This window comes from Neobacillus novalis NBRC 102450 (assembly GCF_001591805.1).
Classification (GTDB): Bacteria; Bacillota; Bacilli; order Bacillales; family Cytobacillaceae; genus Neobacillus; species Neobacillus novalis.
The window spans coordinates 1-19879 of sequence record NZ_BCVP01000016.1 but is presented as its reverse complement, the minus strand read 5'-3'; the positions used below and the strand labels follow the sequence as shown (position 1 = coordinate 19879).

18 protein-coding genes are annotated in these 19879 nt (G+C 37.8%); 1 reads left to right on the top strand and 17 read right to left on the bottom strand.

Going from position 1 to position 19879, the window contains the following annotated elements; all coding sequences use genetic code 11:
* Window positions 1-35: 35 nt before the first annotated feature.
* Complete coding sequence (locus BANVL01_RS13510; protein WP_066087839.1) at window positions 36-1235, bottom strand: M24 family metallopeptidase; 1200 nt, start codon at window positions 1233-1235, stop codon at window positions 36-38.
* 468 nt (window positions 1236-1703) lie between these two features.
* On the bottom strand, window positions 1704-2474 hold the full coding sequence (locus tag BANVL01_RS13505; protein ID WP_066087842.1) for a sigma-70 family RNA polymerase sigma factor: 771 nt from the start codon (window positions 2472-2474) through the stop codon (window positions 1704-1706).
* A 364-nt stretch (window positions 2475-2838) separates the two neighbouring features.
* On the opposite strand from BANVL01_RS13505, the gene BANVL01_RS13500 reads away from it, so the two are divergent.
* On the top strand, window positions 2839-3855 hold the full coding sequence (locus BANVL01_RS13500; protein ID WP_066087845.1) for a phosphotransferase enzyme family protein: 1017 nt from the start codon (window positions 2839-2841) through the stop codon (window positions 3853-3855).
* A gap of 195 nt (window positions 3856-4050) precedes the next feature.
* Here the strand turns inward: BANVL01_RS13500 and BANVL01_RS13495 are convergent, their stop codons facing one another.
* The 15 genes from BANVL01_RS13495 to BANVL01_RS13425 form a co-directional block, all read right to left on the bottom strand.
* Window positions 4051-4398, bottom strand: a complete 348-nt coding sequence (locus BANVL01_RS13495; protein WP_066087848.1) for a hypothetical protein — start codon at window positions 4396-4398, stop codon at window positions 4051-4053.
* Window positions 4399-5017: 619 nt separating this feature from the next.
* Complete coding sequence (locus BANVL01_RS13490; RefSeq protein ID WP_066087849.1) at window positions 5018-5974, bottom strand: ABC transporter ATP-binding protein; 957 nt, start codon at window positions 5972-5974, stop codon at window positions 5018-5020.
* The gene (locus tag BANVL01_RS13485; protein WP_066087853.1) at window positions 5971-6954 is read right to left on the bottom strand and encodes an ABC transporter ATP-binding protein; all 984 of its coding nucleotides are present in this window, start codon (window positions 6952-6954) and stop codon (window positions 5971-5973) included. Before BANVL01_RS13485 ends, BANVL01_RS13490 begins: the two co-directional genes overlap by 4 nt.
* Before the next feature lie 23 nt (window positions 6955-6977).
* Complete coding sequence (locus BANVL01_RS13480) at window positions 6978-7874, bottom strand: ABC transporter permease (protein WP_066147893.1); 897 nt, start codon at window positions 7872-7874, stop codon at window positions 6978-6980.
* Between the two features lie 3 nt (window positions 7875-7877).
* The gene (nikB, locus tag BANVL01_RS13475) at window positions 7878-8810 is read right to left on the bottom strand and encodes a nickel ABC transporter permease (protein ID WP_066087854.1); all 933 of its coding nucleotides are present in this window, start codon (window positions 8808-8810) and stop codon (window positions 7878-7880) included.
* Window positions 8807-10453, bottom strand: a complete 1647-nt coding sequence (locus BANVL01_RS13470) for an ABC transporter substrate-binding protein (RefSeq protein WP_066087855.1) — start codon at window positions 10451-10453, stop codon at window positions 8807-8809. Before BANVL01_RS13470 ends, nikB begins: the two co-directional genes overlap by 4 nt.
* A 13-nt stretch (window positions 10454-10466) precedes the next feature.
* Complete coding sequence (locus BANVL01_RS13465) at window positions 10467-11918, bottom strand: serine hydrolase domain-containing protein (protein ID WP_066087856.1); 1452 nt, start codon at window positions 11916-11918, stop codon at window positions 10467-10469.
* A gap of 188 nt (window positions 11919-12106) precedes the next feature.
* On the bottom strand, window positions 12107-13231 hold the full coding sequence (gene menC, locus BANVL01_RS13460; RefSeq protein ID WP_066096590.1) for an o-succinylbenzoate synthase: 1125 nt from the start codon (window positions 13229-13231) through the stop codon (window positions 12107-12109).
* A 46-nt stretch (window positions 13232-13277) separates the two neighbouring features.
* Window positions 13278-14300 carry a dipeptidase gene (locus BANVL01_RS13455; protein WP_066087859.1) on the bottom strand — a complete coding sequence of 341 codons (1023 nt, stop codon included), beginning with the start codon at window positions 14298-14300 and terminating at the stop codon, window positions 13278-13280.
* Window positions 14301-14329: 29 nt separating this feature from the next.
* Complete coding sequence (locus BANVL01_RS13450; RefSeq protein ID WP_066087862.1) at window positions 14330-15208, bottom strand: MurR/RpiR family transcriptional regulator; 879 nt, start codon at window positions 15206-15208, stop codon at window positions 14330-14332.
* Window positions 15209-16366 carry a M20 peptidase aminoacylase family protein gene (locus BANVL01_RS13445; protein ID WP_066087866.1) on the bottom strand — a complete coding sequence of 386 codons (1158 nt, stop codon included), beginning with the start codon at window positions 16364-16366 and terminating at the stop codon, window positions 15209-15211. It abuts the gene before it with no gap.
* Window positions 16359-17204 carry a GNAT family N-acetyltransferase gene (locus BANVL01_RS13440; RefSeq protein WP_066087869.1) on the bottom strand — a complete coding sequence of 282 codons (846 nt, stop codon included), beginning with the start codon at window positions 17202-17204 and terminating at the stop codon, window positions 16359-16361. Before BANVL01_RS13440 ends, BANVL01_RS13445 begins: the two co-directional genes overlap by 8 nt.
* Before the next feature lie 550 nt (window positions 17205-17754).
* Window positions 17755-18561, bottom strand: a complete 807-nt coding sequence (locus tag BANVL01_RS13435) for an RQC-minor-1 family DNA-binding protein (RefSeq protein ID WP_066087870.1) — start codon at window positions 18559-18561, stop codon at window positions 17755-17757.
* Window positions 18562-18868: 307 nt separating this feature from the next.
* The gene (locus tag BANVL01_RS13430) at window positions 18869-19189 is read right to left on the bottom strand and encodes a ribonuclease E inhibitor RraB (protein WP_156482295.1); all 321 of its coding nucleotides are present in this window, start codon (window positions 19187-19189) and stop codon (window positions 18869-18871) included.
* 151 nt (window positions 19190-19340) lie between these two features.
* Window positions 19341-19879: glycosyl hydrolase family 18 protein (locus tag BANVL01_RS13425; protein WP_235845569.1), on the bottom strand; the 539-nt coding region annotated here is incomplete at its 5' end.

The window sequence follows — 19879 nt, the reverse complement described above, 5'->3', positions numbered from 1 at the left end:
TGAATGAAATGGAATCTTCCTATTTTTTAATAATATTAGGAAATTTCAAATAATTCATGACCGACTGAGCCAATGATTTCATATCCATTTGGCGTTATTAAAAGATCATCCTCGACCATGACTGACCCTAATTCAGGAATCATAAATTTGGGCTCAAGGGTAATAATTGAATTCACTTCTAAAGGTTCATTAGCTTTCGGACCAATCACAGGCCATTCATCTATTTCCAAACCAATGGAGTGTCCAATATATGCGCCTCGGTCATTCTCAACACCCATAAAGTAATCCTCTAAACCGATTTTTCTAACAATCTCTAAGGCATGAAAATACAACTGGGCACCTGTGACACCAGGCTTGACCTGATCAATTACTTGTAGGTGAACCTCAACCAGTCTTTTCCAAAGATCCATTTGCTTTGGATTCGCTTTACCAATTGAATAGGTTCTGGCCATATCGCAATGATACGCCTCCTTACAAATACCATAATCAAAGACAACCATTTCTCCTGTTTGTAAGGTTCGATTGGAAGCACCCCATGGTAAGGCAGGACTTAAACCGACTCCTGTTACCGTCATTGCATGACCGGAGACAATCCAAGAATTTTCCTGAGAAGCAACAATCCCGCCCCCTGGTAAACAGCCGTCCCATCGATGAAACGAAACGAAGCCATCACCGCCATTTCTCCTTGCTTCATACTCCATTAATGCCGCTAATTCATACTCCTTTTTCCCAACAGGTTCTGACTTTAAAATGGCTTCATGACCCTTCGTCCAAAGTACGGCTGCATTGCGAATTTGTTGTATTTCATACTCAGACTTTATCAACCTCTGGTTCATGATGATATTCGTGATATTTTTGATATTACTTGTCAAAAAAGATTCTTTTATTTTTTTTATCACGTTATAGGGAACAATATCGGTTTCCACGCCAATGTAATGAGTAGGAGCTGGGAAACCATTCACCTCTTTTAAATACTGAACCATTTCTCTAAAACTATTGGCCATTTGAATATTAGGGATGGAGGAATCCTCTTTCGTTAAGGTAAAAGCTCTTCTCGAAAAAAGAATCGGATCCCCTTCAGCAGGAACCCATAAATTAGCCGGCTGTCCAGAACCACTGTAGTAATATAAATTTTTTGGCTTTTGAATAAGGACTGCAAAGATATGATTTTGTCTTAATAGCTCTTGAAGACCACGGATACGAGAATGGATCTCGAAATCTTGTACTACTGCCATTATTATCCTCCTAGCTTATTCAAACTTTTCAGAGTTAAAAATTGTTTTATTCGAAAATCCTTATTTACAATGTCTATTTGTCTGACAATGTGACTATGTAGAAATGTTAACGTTTACATTTAATAAATAAAATAAAGCCTGTGGAATACCTAAGAATATCCAAAGTCCTCTTCGCTATAGGTTAGATTTTGTCATATTATATGGCTAGTTTAGTTAGATTTCGATGGAGTGAAATACTTCTTGTTTGTTTGTCACATTGTCAGACAAAGTATCAATTAAAAAATTGTACCGTCTGACAATGTCTACGTTTACAATTAGCATGTGAAGATTTATAAGTACTGTGTTTAAAAAATTATGAGGGATCTATTGAAGTAGTTAATAAATGGTACCTATTAGAATCTTGAATATAAATGAATTATACAAGTATTCAGTTAATTATGTCAATAATAAGTTTTTCATAGTGTTAACCTATGATATTTTTTGGGACTCCTCATGCTGTCGAATCTTCTTAAAAGCAGCTGCGATATGTTTGTTTATCATAGAGTTACCACAGCCTATTACTTTGGCAATCTCTGATTTATTAAGCCCTATATAATAATGCATATACAAGATGGCTTGTTGGGTGTTATTTATTTCAGCCATATATGATTCGATAAGGACATGATTAATGGCCCTTCTTTCAACATTTTGGTAAGGATCTCGAAGTGATTCCGCAAAGGTTAATTCTCCAGATTTACTATTCCTCTTTTTAGCCATACTGATAATCGGCTGCATTCCATATACTAAATCAAAAGTATCATCTCGCGATATCCCAAAGTATTCCATGGTTTGCTTAATCGTAGGATCTTGATTGTATTTTTCCCAATAATCTCGGTAAAACAGAAGATATTTCGGATACATCGCTCGAATCCTTTGACTGATTGTAATTGAATTAGAATTATTAGATCGAGAAAAATTTCTAATTTCTCCTTGAATTGTTAAGTAGACAAATCGAACCCACTCATTAGTTGAAAGCTCCAAGTTTAGTCTCTTTATCCCATTAAATAGTCCGATTAAACAAGCTTGATACAAATCTTCCCATTCTACCCTATGTTGTTGCATGAATCGAGCCGGGTTTTTGGTAAAGGTTTTAATCACATATTTAATAAACTTCTCGGCTTCCTTCGTCCTGATCAATTCATCCATAAAGTCATCATCATTTTTTGCTTTTATTAGTATTTTTTTATCTCTTAAGAACATTGGATTCTCCCTTACATAACTTTAAAATTTTTACTATCAAAATTGTATTAAATCAAATCATACCACAACATTCAAAAGAGTCAATTAATTTAATCAATTCTAATTGTCTTAAAGCCGTTTACCTTGTTTAATCCATGCTCGTTGTTCTTCTCTTATTCTACTCATTTCAGTTGTAGTTATTATTGTATTTATAGTAATAATCTTAACTTTAAGTATTTCACTAGGAATCAAACTTGTCATCAATAAATGTTTAACTTCATTTTTTGCATAAAAAAGGAGATCGTCAGCCATAAATGAAGTGTTGACGATACGACTTTATTTTAATAGAATTTTCTTACAATGGTTAAGAGACGGAGGCAGTACCATGGAAGAATCGGTATCAAGATTATTTACGGAAGAGCTTTTACAAAAAGCATTAACATTATTTGCAGCAACAGAAAAAGAACCAAAAAAGCTTGGCGATTTCGAAAATTACGCATTTGAAGTCTATCGGAATGGCATCCCTTTCGTCTTACGCATAACTCACAGCTCCCACCGAACAAAGGATCAAATTGAATCGGAGTTAGATTGGTTGAATTTTTTATCTAATCAAAAGATAGATGTGTGCCGTGCACTACCATCCATTAATGAAAATTATGTGGAAGCATTAGTTTCAGAAGACACATTCTTTTACGCCTGCCTGTTTAAAAAGGCAAATGGAAAAAATGTTCACATTGACGATTTTAATGATGCTTTGTTTTACAAATGGGGAAAGGTAATTGGGAAAATGAATCATGCCACCAAAAACTATCAAAAATCCGCTCATATCGCAAAAAGACCTGAATGGGATGAGGATGATTTAATTTTAATCGAACATTATTTACCTGCCGATGGTAAAGAGGTGATCGAAAAAGGAAAAGCCTTACTTCAGCAAATTCAACAACTTGAAAAAAATCCTGAATCTTATGGATTAATCCATTCTGATGTTCATTCAGGGAATTTCTTTGTAGAAAACGGAAAAATTGAGGTATTCGATTTCGATGATTGCTGCTATCATTGGTTTGCCAGCGATATTGCCATCCCGATTTATTATGCTGTTTGGTTTAACACGGCTCTTGAAAGTAAGGAAGAACGAGCTAAATTTGCCCAAAACTTTGCTAGACAATTTTTAAAAGGATATTACGAGGAGAACTATCTTGATCCCTATTGGATCAAACATTTACCATTATTCTTCAAACTCCGTGATCTGACTTTATATTCTGTCTTCCATAAAAAAGAAGATTTATCTAAGGCTAGTGAGAGATTACTAAAATTAGTAAATGATATTAAAAACCGAATTCTTTTGGATGAAGCGATTGTAGATATAGATTTTGAATTGATTGTGAAAGAAATTAAAAAGTAAATTAATTGATTGATATTTCGAGTAGTAATACCGCACCGTTGGTCAGGCACCTGCATTCCATCGAGGAGTTTTATTTTCTGGGCTAACTTCTTTTCTTTGTGATGGAATGCAGGATGACAATAGCTGGTTTATTTTTTTAGACAGGTATTTCGATTCGAGTTTACATAATATATTTATGTTCAATAACCCTGTGCCTCACCTCTGCAATAATTGACTAATGTTCTTTAAGGTATATAGTCTGGCCGTAAAGAGGAATAATTCGTTGTAGTTATTAGTTACATATTCATCAATAATGGTAATACCCTGTCGAAATTGGTCAACTAGATAATAGGTGTACTTTTCATCCCAAGAAAACTGATTTATTCTAAGGAGCTCGTCGGCAATTATTTGAAACTTAAACTCCTCCATCCAGAGTTTAAGTTGGTATATTTTATCTTTGTTTGTGTAAAGTCTGTTTTCCGTTTGATAACCCCTTTGGACATATTGAATAAAATCATTTATATATTCAGCAAGCATATTTGCTTTTTGCATCTCAAAGTTCATAAGCCGCTCTCCTTAATGAATAAAATTGATTGTGTACCTAAGAAGAGTTTATGTTTTGGGACTATGTTGTAATACCATCTTATTACCGGTATTAATTTACACCTCTGTATGTTCGTTGATAATTATTTAACTAATTCACACCCCAAATTGTAGAATAAATCACAGATATGGAAATAATTATTGTAGGGTATGTTTTTCATGGCCCGAAAAGTGGAAAAACAATCTCTATCGGTTCATGAGAGGGAGTTTCATGGACCGAAAAGTGGAAAAACAAGTACTCTCGGTCCATGAGAGAGGGTTTCATGGCCTAAAAAGCGGAAAAACAAGCAATTTTGGTCCATGAGGGAAGGTTTCATGGCCTGAAAAGTGGAAAAACAATCACTATTGTCCATAAGCTACCGAACTTAGACGACTTTCTCGATTTCGGTCGCCATAGCCTTGATTGGCTGCTCAAAATGCTCTTCCATTCGATTTCGATAGTCAAGACCAAATGTGATTTGTCCTTAGAAGTGTGTAGTAAAAAACTTGCGAATTAACCAGTGACTCTACCGGTTTTTACTGTTTTGCACCTTACAAGTAAACCCGCCAATATTAAACCGGCGGGATTACTATATATAAACTACACCATATGGCAAGCTACTTTCCTACCTTCGACTTCGCGTAATTCTGGTTTGATTGCTTTACAAATATCCTGTGTGAAGGCACACCGAGGGTGAAATTTGCATCCTGTCGGAGGATTAGACGGTGATGGAATCTCCCCTTTTAGGATGATTCGTTCCTTTACCTCGTCTGGATCCGTTTTTGGAGTGGCCGAAATCAAAGCTCTTGTATAGGGATGAAGCGGTTTTTCAAATAATCGCTCTTTTTCAGCCACTTCAACCATTTCGCCTAAATACATGACACCTACTCTATGGGCAATGTGCTCTACAACACCTAAGTCATGAGATATAAAAATATAGGAAAGTCCGAGTTCCTCTTGTAAGTCTTGTAATAAATTTATTATCTGAGATTGTACAGATACATCCAGAGCTGACACCGGCTCATCCAAAATAACAATTTTGGGTCTCAAAATAATAGCCCTGGCAATCCCAATTCGTTGTCGCTGCCCACCCGACATTTCATGTGGGAATCGAGATAAATGCTCTTCCGGTAATCCGACTAACCGCATTGTCTCACTCAACAGCTGTTCATGTTCACTCCTCAAAATCTTATGTGCAAGTAACGGTTCCGATAAGATCTCTCTAATACTCAACTTTGGATTCATGGATGCCATCGGATCCTGGAAGACCATTTGCATATCTTTACGAATATTTTTTATCTCTCTTTTACTTAGAGTTGTGATATCCTTCCCTTGAAAGATAACTTCACCACTCGACGGCTCAATTAATCGTAGTAGACAGCGACCGGTTGTTGACTTCCCACAGCCAGATTCACCAACAATCCCAATTGTTTCTCTTTCTGCCAACTGCAGGTTCACACCATTTACTGCATGGACATATTGCTTTGGTTTGAACCATGCTGATTTTGCTGCGAACTTTTTCTCTAAATTTCTGACTTCAAGCAAAGTAGTTGTCATATGACCTCCTCCTTTTTATCATCATATAACCAACATCGACAGGATGTTTGACCATCTAATTCAAAGAGAGGAGGAATGGTACTATGACAAATATCCATTGCTTTTGGGCAGCGATCCGCAAAACGACAGCCCTGTAAGAACTGGTCAGGAGTTGGCACCTGGCCGATTATCGATTTTAAACGTCTTTCCCCTTTTGATTGATGGGGGGTTGATTGAATTAATCCAACCGTATAAGGATGCCTTGGTTTCCGAAGCAGCGTCCGCGTATCTGTTGTTTCGACAACCTGGCCTGCATACATGACTACAACCCGGTCACACATTTCTGCAACGACACCAAGATCATGTGTTATCAACAAAATGGACATATCCAGTTCATCCTTTAATGATCGCAGCAAATCTAAAATTTGTGCCTGGATCGTTACGTCCAAGGCTGTGGTTGGTTCATCAGCAATAAGCATAGCAGGATTACAAGCAATTGCCATCGCGATCATCACACGTTGCTTCATTCCACCTGATAAGCGGTGGGGATACTCATAATATATTTCTTCTGCACGTGGAATTCCAACTAGTTTAAGAAGCTCAACCACCTTTTGCTTTACCACTGTGCCACTTACCTTTTCATGTTCTTCAATCACTTCACCAATTTGTTTGCCGATTATTAACACAGGATTAAGTGAAGTCATTGGATCTTGGAAAATCATTGAAATTTCTTTTCCTCTGATCCCCCTCATTTCTTTTTCAGATTTACTTACTAGATTGACATTATTATAAAATACTTCCCCACCTGAAATTTTGCCGTTTTTATCGAGTAACTGAAGAATGGATAATGAAGTGACACTTTTCCCACATCCTGACTCCCCTACCAGTCCGAGAACCTCCCCTTTTTTTACTTTAAAATCAATTTGATCAACAACAGTTATCGGGCCCTTTTCCCCTTCAAATTGAGTCGTTAAGCCTTTTACTACTAGTATATTTGGCATGCGTTATTTCCACCTCCCTGCTCTTACCGTGATGATTTAGGATCAAAGATATCTCGCAATGCATCGCCTAAAAAGTTAACCGCAAACACAACTATTGTAATGGCCAGACCCGGAAAAGTAGCCAACCACCAAGCATCAAGCATATAGTTTTTCCCTTCACTAAGCATTGTTCCCCATTCCGGAGTCGGAGGTTGAGCGCCTAAGCCAATAAAGCTCAGTGCTGCCGTATCCAAAATTGCAACACCGATAAAAAGTGTTGTATAGACGAGCAATATCCCCGTTACATTAGGTAGAAATTGTCTGCGCAAAATCCAACTGTGTGAACTGCCAATTGACCGGCTGGCTTCCACAAATCCAGATGACTTAATAGTTATTGCTGCACCCCTTATTATTCTGGCAAAGCCCGGTATCGATGCGATACCTACCGCTATCATCGCATTTGTTAAGCTGGGGCCTAATACTGCCACAATTGCAAGAGCCAGGATAATGCTTGGTAGAGCTAACAAAATATCCATAATTCGCATCAGTACATTGTCTACCCAGCCTCCAACATAGGCACATATTAACCCTATTAAAGTACCAATAAAAAAGGTAATTGTTACAGCCATCAGAGAAACAGTTAATGTAACTCTTACCCCGTAAATAAGTCTTGAAAGGACATCCCGCCCAATCGCATCTGTTCCTAATAAATGCTCCTTGCTTGGTGCTTCTAAAATCGACTCATAAAACAGTTCCTCCGGGTTGTGGGGTGCAAGCAATGGTGAGAATATACCAATTATAAAAACTATAAAAAGAAAAAAAATACAAACAATGGCACGCTTGTCCCGAGATAACTTTTGTAGTGAATCTGACTTGATTTTCAATGGTGACTTATATGTGACGCGTGCCTGGATTGGTTTATAGGTTTCTAATTTTCTCATTTATTACGCCCCCTTTGTGCCCATATCCACCCGAGGATCAATAATGCTGTATAATACATCTACTAAAATATTTATCGTTATATAGACGACACCCATAAATAATATAGTCCCTTGAATCAGTGGAAAATCTCTCGAAAAGATTGCCCCAACCGCCAAGGTGCCGAGGCCCGGCCAATTAAATACTTGTTCAATAATGACTGTTCCACCAAGTAAACCCGCCAATTGCAAACCTATAACCGTCACAACAGGGATCAATACATTACGAAGCGCATGACGGAATAAAATGAGATGATTCCTAAGTCCCTTGGCTCTGGCGGTTCGAATATAATCATTTGATAGAACCTCAATCATTCCATTCCTGGTTAAACGCATAATCATGGTGGATGCGACTACACCAAGTGTAATTGCTGGGAGAATGAGATCCCGTAAACCGGTGCCGTTTGCAATCGGAAACCAGCTAAGTTGCACCGAAAAAATCATCACTAAGAGAATTGCTAACCAAAAGCTCGGGATAGATACCCCTAATGTTGCAAAAGCGGTACATAGTTTATCAATGATTGAATCTTTGAATCTGGCAGCTAAAATTCCTAATGAAATCCCAATGACAACCGAAATAAGAAGACCAAATACTGCCAGCTTCACTGTTTCAGGAAAACGTTCCAAGATTTCAACTAAAACCGGTCTGCCGGTTTTTAAGGATGTTCCAAAATCACCTTGAATAACATTTGTAATATACTGCCCGTATTGAACCAAAAGGGGCTTATCAAGCCCCAAATGGCGTGTTAATTTTACCACCTGCTCTGGTGAAGCATTTATTCCAAGCATGATTTTGACTGGATCACCCGGAATTAAGTGAATTAACAAAAATGAGAAGATTGAAATTCCGAAAATTACGACAATTCCCGATAAGACTCGATTAACAATGAACTGCTTCATTTTTGTTGCACCCAGCTATCCTGGTATTCTATAGTTACTTTTGATAATTTAACGTTTTGAACTCGATTATTCACAACATAAAAGTTCTTCTCAGCATAGATTGGAGCCCAATAAGCATTTTCAACCACAATCTTTTGAATACTGGCATACACTTTTTTCCGTTCCTCGGGATCTATTGTTGTTCTACCTTCTTCTAATAATTTGTCAAGTTCTGTATTTTGTGCACGAACATGATTTAATCCGCCAATCTGACTTGAGTGGAATAACAAGAAAAGAATGTCAGGATCTGAGTATGAGTATGATAGGAAGGATAAATCATATTCTCCCTTTGTTGCTTTTTCGATTAATGTTCCTGCCTCCATTGATTGAATATTTACATTGATTCCAATATCCTTCAGCATCGCCTGGACCATTTGTGCCGCTTGGCTTTGTGGAGCCATGATTGAAAGTTCAAGTGCAAGTTCCTTTCCGTCTTTCTCCATTATTCCCTTCCCATTTTTCTTGAAGCCAGATTGTTCTAATAGACTAATAGCTTTATCTTTGTTTAATTTATGTCCGTAATTCTCAACATTTGGATCATAACCAAAGATGGTTCCTGGAATCGGACCATAGGCAGGTGTCCCCTCACCGTTAATAACTGCCTTAATGATTGCATCCTTATTAATGGCCATATTGATAGCTGTTCTGACATTAAGGTCCGAAAGCACTTTGTTTTCAAGATTCATTTCCAAAAATAAACCTAATCCCTGCCGTTCATTTTCTAACACATAGTATTTAGGGTTATTCCGATATCTTTGAACATCCTTAGGGGCTACACCCATTGCTATATCAATCGAACCACTATCAAGTGCAGCAAGCATTGTTTGATCATCCTTGATAAATTTATAAACAATATGATCGGGATATGCTTTACCCTGGTTTTTGGATGATACTTGCGGCCAGTTAAACGCATCATTTCTATCTAATGTGATTGACTGTCCCGTTACCCATTCCTTAAAGATGAACGGACCAGCCCCGACCGGGTTGCGCCCATAATCATTACCATGCTTTTCAATCGCAGCCTTGGATAATGGTTGTAAATATCCTGGGCTTGCTAAATTGCGTAAAAACGGTGCTGATGGAGCTTTAAGCTCTATAATTAAGGTTTGATCATCCGGAGCAGATATGTATTCGATACCTGCTATAAGACTGGCAGCCACCGTTGCACCGGTTTCCGGATTTAAAATCCGGTCAAATGTATCTTTATAAACCTGAGCAGTTAGTGGGGTTCCATCCGTGAATACAACGCCTTGACGAATTTTAAACGTGATCGTTTTTCCATCATCTGATACTTGATAATCTTCAGCAAGATAGGGCTCTAATTCGTTTGTATCCGGGTTGATTGCGAGTAATGTCCCGCCGATATGACTTGTGACATTGCTAGCAGCACTCATCGCCGTTTTATGGACATCTAACGTATCAGGCTCTTCCTTTAATCCGATGGTTATCGTCCCACCTGATTGAGGACTACTGGTCACTTTAGATGGATTTTTATCAGGATTTGAAGTGGAAGCAGAATCAGAACTGCATGCAATGATTAAAATCATGGAAAGAGCTAGTATTGTTAATAACAAAAATGATTTACTAACATGCTTCAACCCCATTATAATGTCCTCCCTATTCTACTTTTGGTATTTGTCTAAAACCAAATGCTGCACGGATCACCTTATTGTCATCATCTTTGACAAAACGCAATCCAAGTTCTGATTCTCTAAAAGCTACGATAAATGTATCATTTCCAATTGGTTTCACATCAGTGATAGGATCCAATCCCTCTGCTTTTAACTGAAGCTGGCCTGCTTCTACAGCCACCGTGTATTTGGCTCCTTCACCTGAAACAAACTCTCCCTCATATTGCCTTAATTCATCCTCAGAAATCTCAACTTCCTCATAAGATGGATAGGATTCTTTGACAGGTTTTCCTAGTTGATCATTAAAAGCACTAAATAGCAGTTTCGCAGATGGTACGCCTGCCAAGTTAGCAAAGGCTACTCCAGTCAGTCCTAGTTCAGGAAGAATGTTCATTTGAGCAGCCACTCCTTTAACAGAGCCGCCATGGTCAATAAGTTTAAACCCATAATAGTCGGGAGTAATCATGACACCATATCCATAGTAACGGCCTTTATCACACTCAATGTGTGGTGTTGTTATTAATTCAACACTTTCGGCTGTCAGGATTTGAGCATCTCCTACTTTACCTTCATTGCGATAGATTTCGGCAAATTTAAGCATATCGTTTACAGTTGATTTTAAAAATCCCGCTGCACGCATGGATGGTGCATCCCAAGGATTGTTCGATTCAAAAATAATTGTTTTTTCATCTTTTTTACGAGAATTATAGAGAGAAGAAACATCCTCATGTCCGTCTAATTCTTCAAGATGGAAAACAGAATTTTTCATCCCGCATGGTTCTAAAATGTAATCCTTTATATACTGTTCATATGAAACTCCGCTGACTCTTTCAATGATGCTCCCTAAAAGTGCATAACCATCATTAGAGTAACTAAACTCAGTCCCAGGAAAACCAAGTAATTCAAATTCTTGTTTTGCGATGTCTGCCATTAGCTCCTCATACGTATCAACACTTGCTCCCGGTTCTTTCGATGCTTCCTGCTCCACTTTACCAATATCACCTTCTGTTTTGCCTTCGTCCTCAAACTTTGGATCGTTTGCAACACTCTTACTTAAAGATTTAAATAGCGTTGGTAATGGCGGCAAGCCGGCAGAATGCGTCATGAAATGATGAATCGTCATTTGCTTTGTATATTCTTCATTCGGAGTTTTGAATTCTGGTAAATATTTAATAACGGGATCATTTACATGAAGTTTCCCGGCTTCTTGTAATTGCATAATAGCTACACTAGTAAATGATTTCGTTACTGACCCAATTCCAAAAACAGTATCAGAAGACAGCGGTAGTTTGTTTTCAACGTCGCGGTAACCAATTCCATTTTCATAGAATAATTTTCCCTCTTTTGCTAAACCAATTGAAAAGCCAGGAATATTATGTTTTTCTGCTAATTCTTGACAATACTGTTCGAATTCACTTGTTACTGTTTTCTGTGTCATTTAAAATCTCTCCCTTTTCCATTCGTTTTTTTATTATAAATTATACATTGCGTACAATTCACAACCGGAAGTTTAAAAAGTCGTTGTATTTGAGCCTTGGATGGCTAATAGCATAATGGCCATTAACACCTTTGAGCCTTCGATTAAATCATTGGTTTGGCAGCAGCCATTTTTTTAAAATGTCATAATCAGGCCAATATATTCTTTTTAGAAAACACGGTTTTATCGACCCGAAATGACTCAAGTACTTGACGGTTTACGTCATAGCCAATACCCGGTTTATTCGGCACATGGATGACACCCTTTTCTACGAAGACTTCCGGCTCAATAATATCCTTTTCCCAATATCTTGAAGAACTTGCTGTATCACCAGGCAAAATAAACTGCGGAAGAGTCGTTAAGGCAATATTATGTGCGCGTCCAATCCCAGATTCCAGCATTCCACCACACCAGACTGCAATTCCTTGTTGGGAACAATAATCATGGATCTTTTTTGATTCCGTAATTCCTCCTACGCGGCCAATTTTAATATTAATGATTTTACAACTACCTAACTCGATTGCTTTCCTTGCATCTTCAATGGAATGAATACTTTCATCCAAACAAATTGGGGTTGCAAGCACGGATTGTAATTTAGCGTGATCGATAATATCATCATGTGCCAGTGGTTGCTCAATCATCATAAGGTTTAACTCATCGAGTTTTTTTAATGTATCAAGATCGTCCAAGGTATAGGCGGAATTAGCATCAGCCATCAATAAGATATCTGGAAAATGTCTTCTTACTTCCTTTAACATCTCATAGTCGGCACCCGGCTTTATTTTTACCTTCATTCGTTTGTAGCCTTCATTTACAAATTCTTCGATTACATGAACTAGATCTTTAGCAGTTGGTTGGATCCCAATACTTATTCCAACATCTATTTGCTGTTTGACACCACCCAATTCTTTATATAAGGGGTTATTATTTCTTTTGGCATATAAATCCCAAACTGCATTCTCCAATGCTGACTTCGCCATATTGTTTCGACGAATGGGTTTAAATCGTATCGATACCTCATCAGGATGCTCAATCGGCGATTCTAGTAATAAAGGAATTAAAAATTGACCCATTATATGCTTGTTCGTTTCAACTGTTTCTTCGCTATACCATGGACTTGAAAATGCAACAGATTCTCCAAATCCACTGGCGCCGGTTTCATCCTCCATTTCAATCACGAAGAATTCTTTATCCAGGAAAGTTCCAAAGCTTGTTGTAAATGGATTTTTTAATGTCATAACCATATGGTGAAGGATTACTTTTCGAACAGAAATTGGTTTATTGGTCAAGTTACGTCCTCCTTAACAAGGATAATCCCTGCTACCTTAAGAAAATCCTTTGAATGTTTGTTCCAAGCAATGCTTCAAGCTCGTTTTTTGAATAACCTCTTTTCACAAGACCCTCAACTAGTTGCGGGATGGAACGATGACCAGATACCACATCAAATGGTTTTCTAGGGAAACTTGCCAAAACATCAGGAGAGACATATTTCATAAAATCCTCACAAAGGTCAAGTCCGAGTCCTACATGTTGGATACCAGCCACCGATACAAGATGGTCAATATGACTCATCAGCTGTTCCAATGTAGAACTTTCATCGTCATTCCCTACGAGCATGCTGGCAGCATTCACTCCAATCACGCCATTGGTTGTTGCAATCGCCTTTATTTGTTCATCCGTTAAATTACGCATGGTCGAGCAAATGGATCGAGCATTCGAATGAGAGGCAATTACCGGCCTGGTTGCAATATCAATAACATCCCAAAAACCTTCATCATTTAAGTGAGAGACATCAATCGTGATTCCAAGTTTTTCTGCTTCCTCAATGACCTTCACGCCAAAGCTGCTAATCCCGCCCTTCTTCCCTTCTTTTGTCGGGTAAAAGAAGCTTCCATCACCTACTGCATTTCTGCGACTCCAAACTAGCCCAAGATTACGAACCCCCAGCTCGAAAAAAACTCGCAGTAGGCTAAGATCTGTTCCGATTGGTTCTGCACCTTCGATTGATAGAAGGAAGCCAATCTTATTTGATTGCTTTGCTCTATTCATGTCTTCTCCATTTAAACAAATCATTAATTTATCAGGAGATTCATTAACCTCTTCATATAGAGCGCTAATTTGACCTAATGCTTTACGAAGTCCCATTTCTGGTAAAAAACTACTATCCACAAATAGGGAAGCAACAATGACATTCACACCACCTTCAACGAAACGTGGAAAATAGTCCGTCTCAATAACCTTTGTTCTCCCTTGTTCTCGTTGGATCTGAACATCCATTAATAAATCAAAATGGCCGTCTATCACCAATGTGTTATGTAGGAAATTAGCAGAAAGCTTATTCATGACATCACCTCTATCTAATAAAGTTTGACTTAAACTTCCATTATTTCTGTTTTAGCAAAGGGATAAAATTCGTTACTATTTTGTTCATATCCCTTCATATGCTCTTGCACCTTAGGATTACTAGTTGCCGCAATACTTGTCACTAGCAAATTTAAGAGAGAAAACGTGGGTGTAATACCTTTTAACGGGATTGGCGATGGTGCAATCACCCTAAATAAGATATCAGCATACTTACCAATCGGAGATAACCGGTCATCGGTGATGGCAATAATACACGCCCCTTTTTTCTTTACTGCCTTAACAAATGAAAAAGTCTCCTGAGTGTATCTTGGGAAAGAAATCGCAATCACTACCGTGTTCTCATCTATCTTTGATAATAAGTAATTGGCATCTTCAATTTCTCCACGGTAAAGTGTTGTATTGCCAATCACGATATTCAAGGCAAACGTGAACCAGCTTGCTGGACCAAAGGAGGAGCGGAATCCCAGGACAATTCGGTTGTCAGACTCAATCAGTTTTTCAACTGCTTTTTGGTATTGTTTGAAATCAATGTCCTTTAGTGTAGCTTTCACATAGGCACTATCTTGTTCAATCATATATTGAATTAGGTTTGTATCCCTTAACGAATTGGATGACTCTCGAAAATTTTCAATTGGGTTAGTCCTGCTGGTCGTTTCTTCTAGTAAGGTGGTTTGAATCTCTTTTTGCATTTCACTGAATCCCGAATAACCGAGTATGTAGCATAACCGAATAACTGTTGTCTCGCTCACTCCACATACTTTCCCTATTTGTCTTGCCGTTTGAAAAGCAACATCCTTTGGAAAATCCATTATATATTTGGCGATTATTTTTTGCCGCTTTGTCATTTTGTCATAATCTTTTCTAATTTTATCTGTATATTGTTCCATTTAAATGAACCCTTCCTTTTGATTAGACAACACCTTAATGAGTGCGAGGCTTAAGATTTTAACCCCGTTTATAAGAGCATCAATATTAAAGCTCATATCGGGATGATGTAAGCCTGGTGATAATCCAGTGCCGAGTCCTACCATTGTTGACTGAAGTTTCGGATAATTCATTTTGTAAAAATGAAAATCCTCTCCACCTGGTGTATTTGGTGCTGGAACAAGGGCGTCCTCCCCAAGCGCTTCGACAATTGCCTCTTTGACAATCTCCTCTATCTTTGGACTCGCTTTGGCCGCCACCATGGAGGCAACTGTTTCAACCTTCACATCAGCAAAATTAAATGAACCCGCAGTAATAGCCGCATGACGGACTTTTTCAATTAATTCAACCATATCCTCATTCCTATCTGTTCTAACATCAATGCCAAATTCTCCAAAATCAGGAATTATATTAAGATTATCTCTACCAGCCTTAATCATCGTTACCTTTGCAGATGCTGAAACCGTGGGATCCATTTTGATGGAATTGACAGCTTGAATGATAGCAGCAAGTGAGTCGGCAACATTAATGCCAAGATTAGGCCTTGACCCATGGGCCTGTACACCTTTTACTTCACCCCTTAGCAATGTTGTTGCTCCATGATAGATAGCCGGTGACGCTACCCCAAAGGACATTTCCTGAATAGGACGAACATGAAGGCCAAGTAAATAATCGAGGTCAGATATGACACCTGTTTCAATGATAGCTTTTGCTCCATTTCCAGACTCCTCAGCTGGTTGAAAAATAATTTTAATCAAGCCCTTCGGTTCATAGCCAATCTCCTTTAGACAAGTAAGAGCATGAAGAACCATTGTCATATGTCCATCATGCCCACAGGAGTGATTTGCCTGCCATTTCCCATTAACAAGCTGCCACAACGCATCCATGTCTGCTCTGATCCCTATAATGGGTCCAACTTCTTTATTTCCCCAATAACCAACAACACCTGTATGCTTTTCAAACGTTTCATATGGAATCCCCAAGTTTTCTAACTGGGAACACAGAAACTTTGTTGTTTCAACTTCCATCCAACTTACTTCTGCATTTGAATGTAGATGATGATAGGTTGATTTAATTGTTTCCTCATGTTTGGCAACCCAATTGTTTATTCGGTTAATCATGTGATCCCTCAACCAATTTATTTTTTAGTATGTAATAATGAATCTTTGAATTATGTTCTTTTTGAACACCTGTGATTATATAATCTTTTGAAAATGCTTCAGTTATCGCTGCTCTAACGGCATATCTCCATTCATGAGCTACTTCTGGTTTTTGTTGCTTAATAAATTGAATATTTGAAGGAACTGGCACACGGAATCCAGCTTGACTGTATTTGTCCTTTATCTTGAGAGGTATCGGGGATGAAAATTCACTCGCTTGTTCACAGTTGATCAGAGTTTCATATAGGTTCTCGATTTGATTCTTAGACATACCAAGAATGGCATTTTCAACACGTTTTGTACAAATGTCCCATTCGATCAGTAAACGGTCGGTTGGAAGTCCTTTATTCAATTTATCGTTTAACTCGCCATAATAGGAGGGAATATAGCGTTTCGAATACGCCCCTAGCTTGCAGACATTAAAATAACCATTCCTTACTTCTAATGGATCATAGGTCCAAACAATTTTTTTGTACCCGTAATCAATTGCCCATTCTCTTTGCTTTAACTTAAGGTGGTAGCCAATTCCAGCATTTTGGTATTCAGGCAATATACCTGTCATATGGGAAACTAAATAGGGGCCTTCATTATTAAAGCCAGCAAAACCATAGGAAAAGCCTACTAGCTTTTCTTCAGCAAATGCACCAACCAAAATCCCGCCATGATGAATGGAGGCTACTAGTTGTGGCTGAGGAGATACAATTTCTGAGCTCCAAATTTCTGCTTGGAGCTCGACAACTTTCATAATGTCCTTTAACTCTTCAATCCTTTTAAATGTAATCGTATTTAGTAAGCCCATAGTTTATTACCCCTCATTCCATGTCTGGAATTTTAAATTATGCAAATCATCAATAGGTATGTTGTAAAAAGATACAAAATTTTTTGTACTGAAGTTTATACTTTAATTTTTATTTTCTTTTGAAGTTGTTACTTTTTTTATTATATACAACAAAAGATAGAAAAACAACAGAATTATGGAAAAATTTTAAATATTTGAATTTTTATAAATTCCACAATAACATTAAAACGCCTTCCTCATTTAAAGGAAGACGTTTATGTTTTGTATTATTAAAAGGTGCAGTAAGAGTCGAACCCACATTGAAGGTTTTGGAAGACACCATTTGAAAAGACAAAAAGCGCCAGTCACCTTACAGAGAATTGAATGGTACCTGGCACTCATCTTTTCGTGCTTTTTATAATAGATTTGACTTAGAGAATAAAAATAAGAAAAAACTAGAAACAGCGTACCCATTCTATTAAATACGGGCTTGTAGACCTAGTTATTTATCCAGAACGGGAAGCTATATAAATGTTTGTATATTAGTATAGTTAAATTTGAAAAGTTTTTTTCAGTCAATAACTCTGACTACCTCATTTCCGCATTTGTGACATTTACCTTGAAGCAGAATTCCATTCGATGATTCTTTGACAACATAATTTTCAATTTTTACAACATCCCGACAAGAACCACACCAAACATTTCGTTCAAGTTTTATGCGAATCTCTTCAGGTAGAGAAAGCCATTTTTTATTTGCGGAAAATGAAATTACTTCTTGATTCCGTGTTAGACTTGGGGTATCTTCTATTTTCTCCAAACCATCAATGACTTCTTGGATTCTTGTTCTGACCTTTTTATATTCAGTCCCTTGCCATGCTTTCAAGATTGTAATCAACTCTTTATTACTTGAGTCCGCTATCTTGTCCAGTAATAAAAGGATCATGCCACGGTTACGATCTTTTAGTGATTCGACAAATTCATACTGACCATTCTTAGCCGCAAAGATTAGCTTATCCAATAATTCATTAGCATAGGTCTCCCGTTCAATCTCCCAGCCTTTATCGGTGTAGACTAAAAGCGGAAGTCTGTACTCATATTCAATCGCTAAATAATGATGAAGAATTATCCAGTCTATTTTTGCGAGGATTTCTTTTTGCGTAATATCTTTTAATGCCCCATATACAGGACTGTAATTCAATTCTAGTTCCAATAGCTTTTTTTCTTTTGATCCGGCAAGAATCTTGGCAAGCATGGCGCGGCCGCCACTCATGATCAAATCCTCAGCGCCTCGCAAAATCATTTTGATTTCATCCATCGGCAAAGACTTAATCCCGTTTGCATTAAGCTCATATGGAACTCGATTTACCTTTTTCCCCATTGTAATCCCTCATTTATAAAGACAATTCATGCTACCCTACTCATTACAAGTATAGCCAACAATATTTTTTTAAATAGGTAAAAGTGCCTGACGTCCGGAGAATTAACCCATCGGTTATTAGGTACGAAAATCTTGTCTACATTATGTTCAACAGCCTCTGCTTTCTAAGAACTGCTGAGGATATACATCTCTTTCCTTGCATTAGCCCAGCAATGATACATTGCTCCATCGCACTCGAATTCAGGAACATATGTTTACAAATTTTATTACCAATAGTTAGGCATACTCTTAGATTCACTCATTCACTTTAATCTACTAATACGCCCCAACCGTCAGAATAACCACCGTGTGGTTTACTTAAGTTATCTAATTTAGTCTGTATTTTAATTAATTCATTATAATTTAATTGCATTCTTTTAGAGCAGCAGCATGCCCATTCTTCTGTTTCGTCGTCTTCCTCTACGAAACAATTGAAGCCTTCTTCTTTTAATACTTGCGATAATTTTTTACCTGTTACTTGATCAGGCACGGCAACAAAAAAGTCCACTGATTGTGGTTTTTTAAAATCTACTCCATCTTTATATAGACTGCGTAAAGCATCTCCATCAGCATCATTTGGAAATTTCATTCTTTTCCCTCCATTTTCTAGTACATTCATTGTTGTTATTATAATTCATTTCGTTCCTTTAGACCAACAATGTTGCAGCCATACAATGTTAGATACATTTAACAATTGGTGGCAGACTTTGCCATGTAATACGAACATTAACCATTCAACATCATTTTTTTACTTTTATTTCCTCAGGTATGACTGTCCAGTAAATTGGATCTTCTAAGCCGAGTCGCCAAATCCCGATTCCTTGTAAATTATATTTTTCCACCAGGTTTAGCTTAAACCGTAGACTGTTGCTATTTTCAAACCATACCTGGTGGCTTTGTTTTTTTTCGTCTACATAATTGAAATGAGGGGTTTTCGAACGGGAATCCCACATAATTTCCGCTTTATATTTTGTTTTATGTCCCATTAACAGCGAATAGGAGCTATAAACGGCTTTGTTCGCTGTTGTGTCCCAGTCCCATCCATAACCAGCGATACCGAGTAAAATTTTTGAAGGTGGTACTCCTTTATTCAAAGCATAACGAATCGTTGTTTCTGTCCAATCCACCGATGCCGTTGACCCGGGTGTTGTATTTGCGTTGTGTTCATCGTAGGTCATAATCATTAACCCATCTGCAAAAGAACCAAGCTTTGCGTAATCAAACCACGGTGACCACGGATTAGCACGCGAATCGCCTGTGTTTGCCGGGACTGAAACCC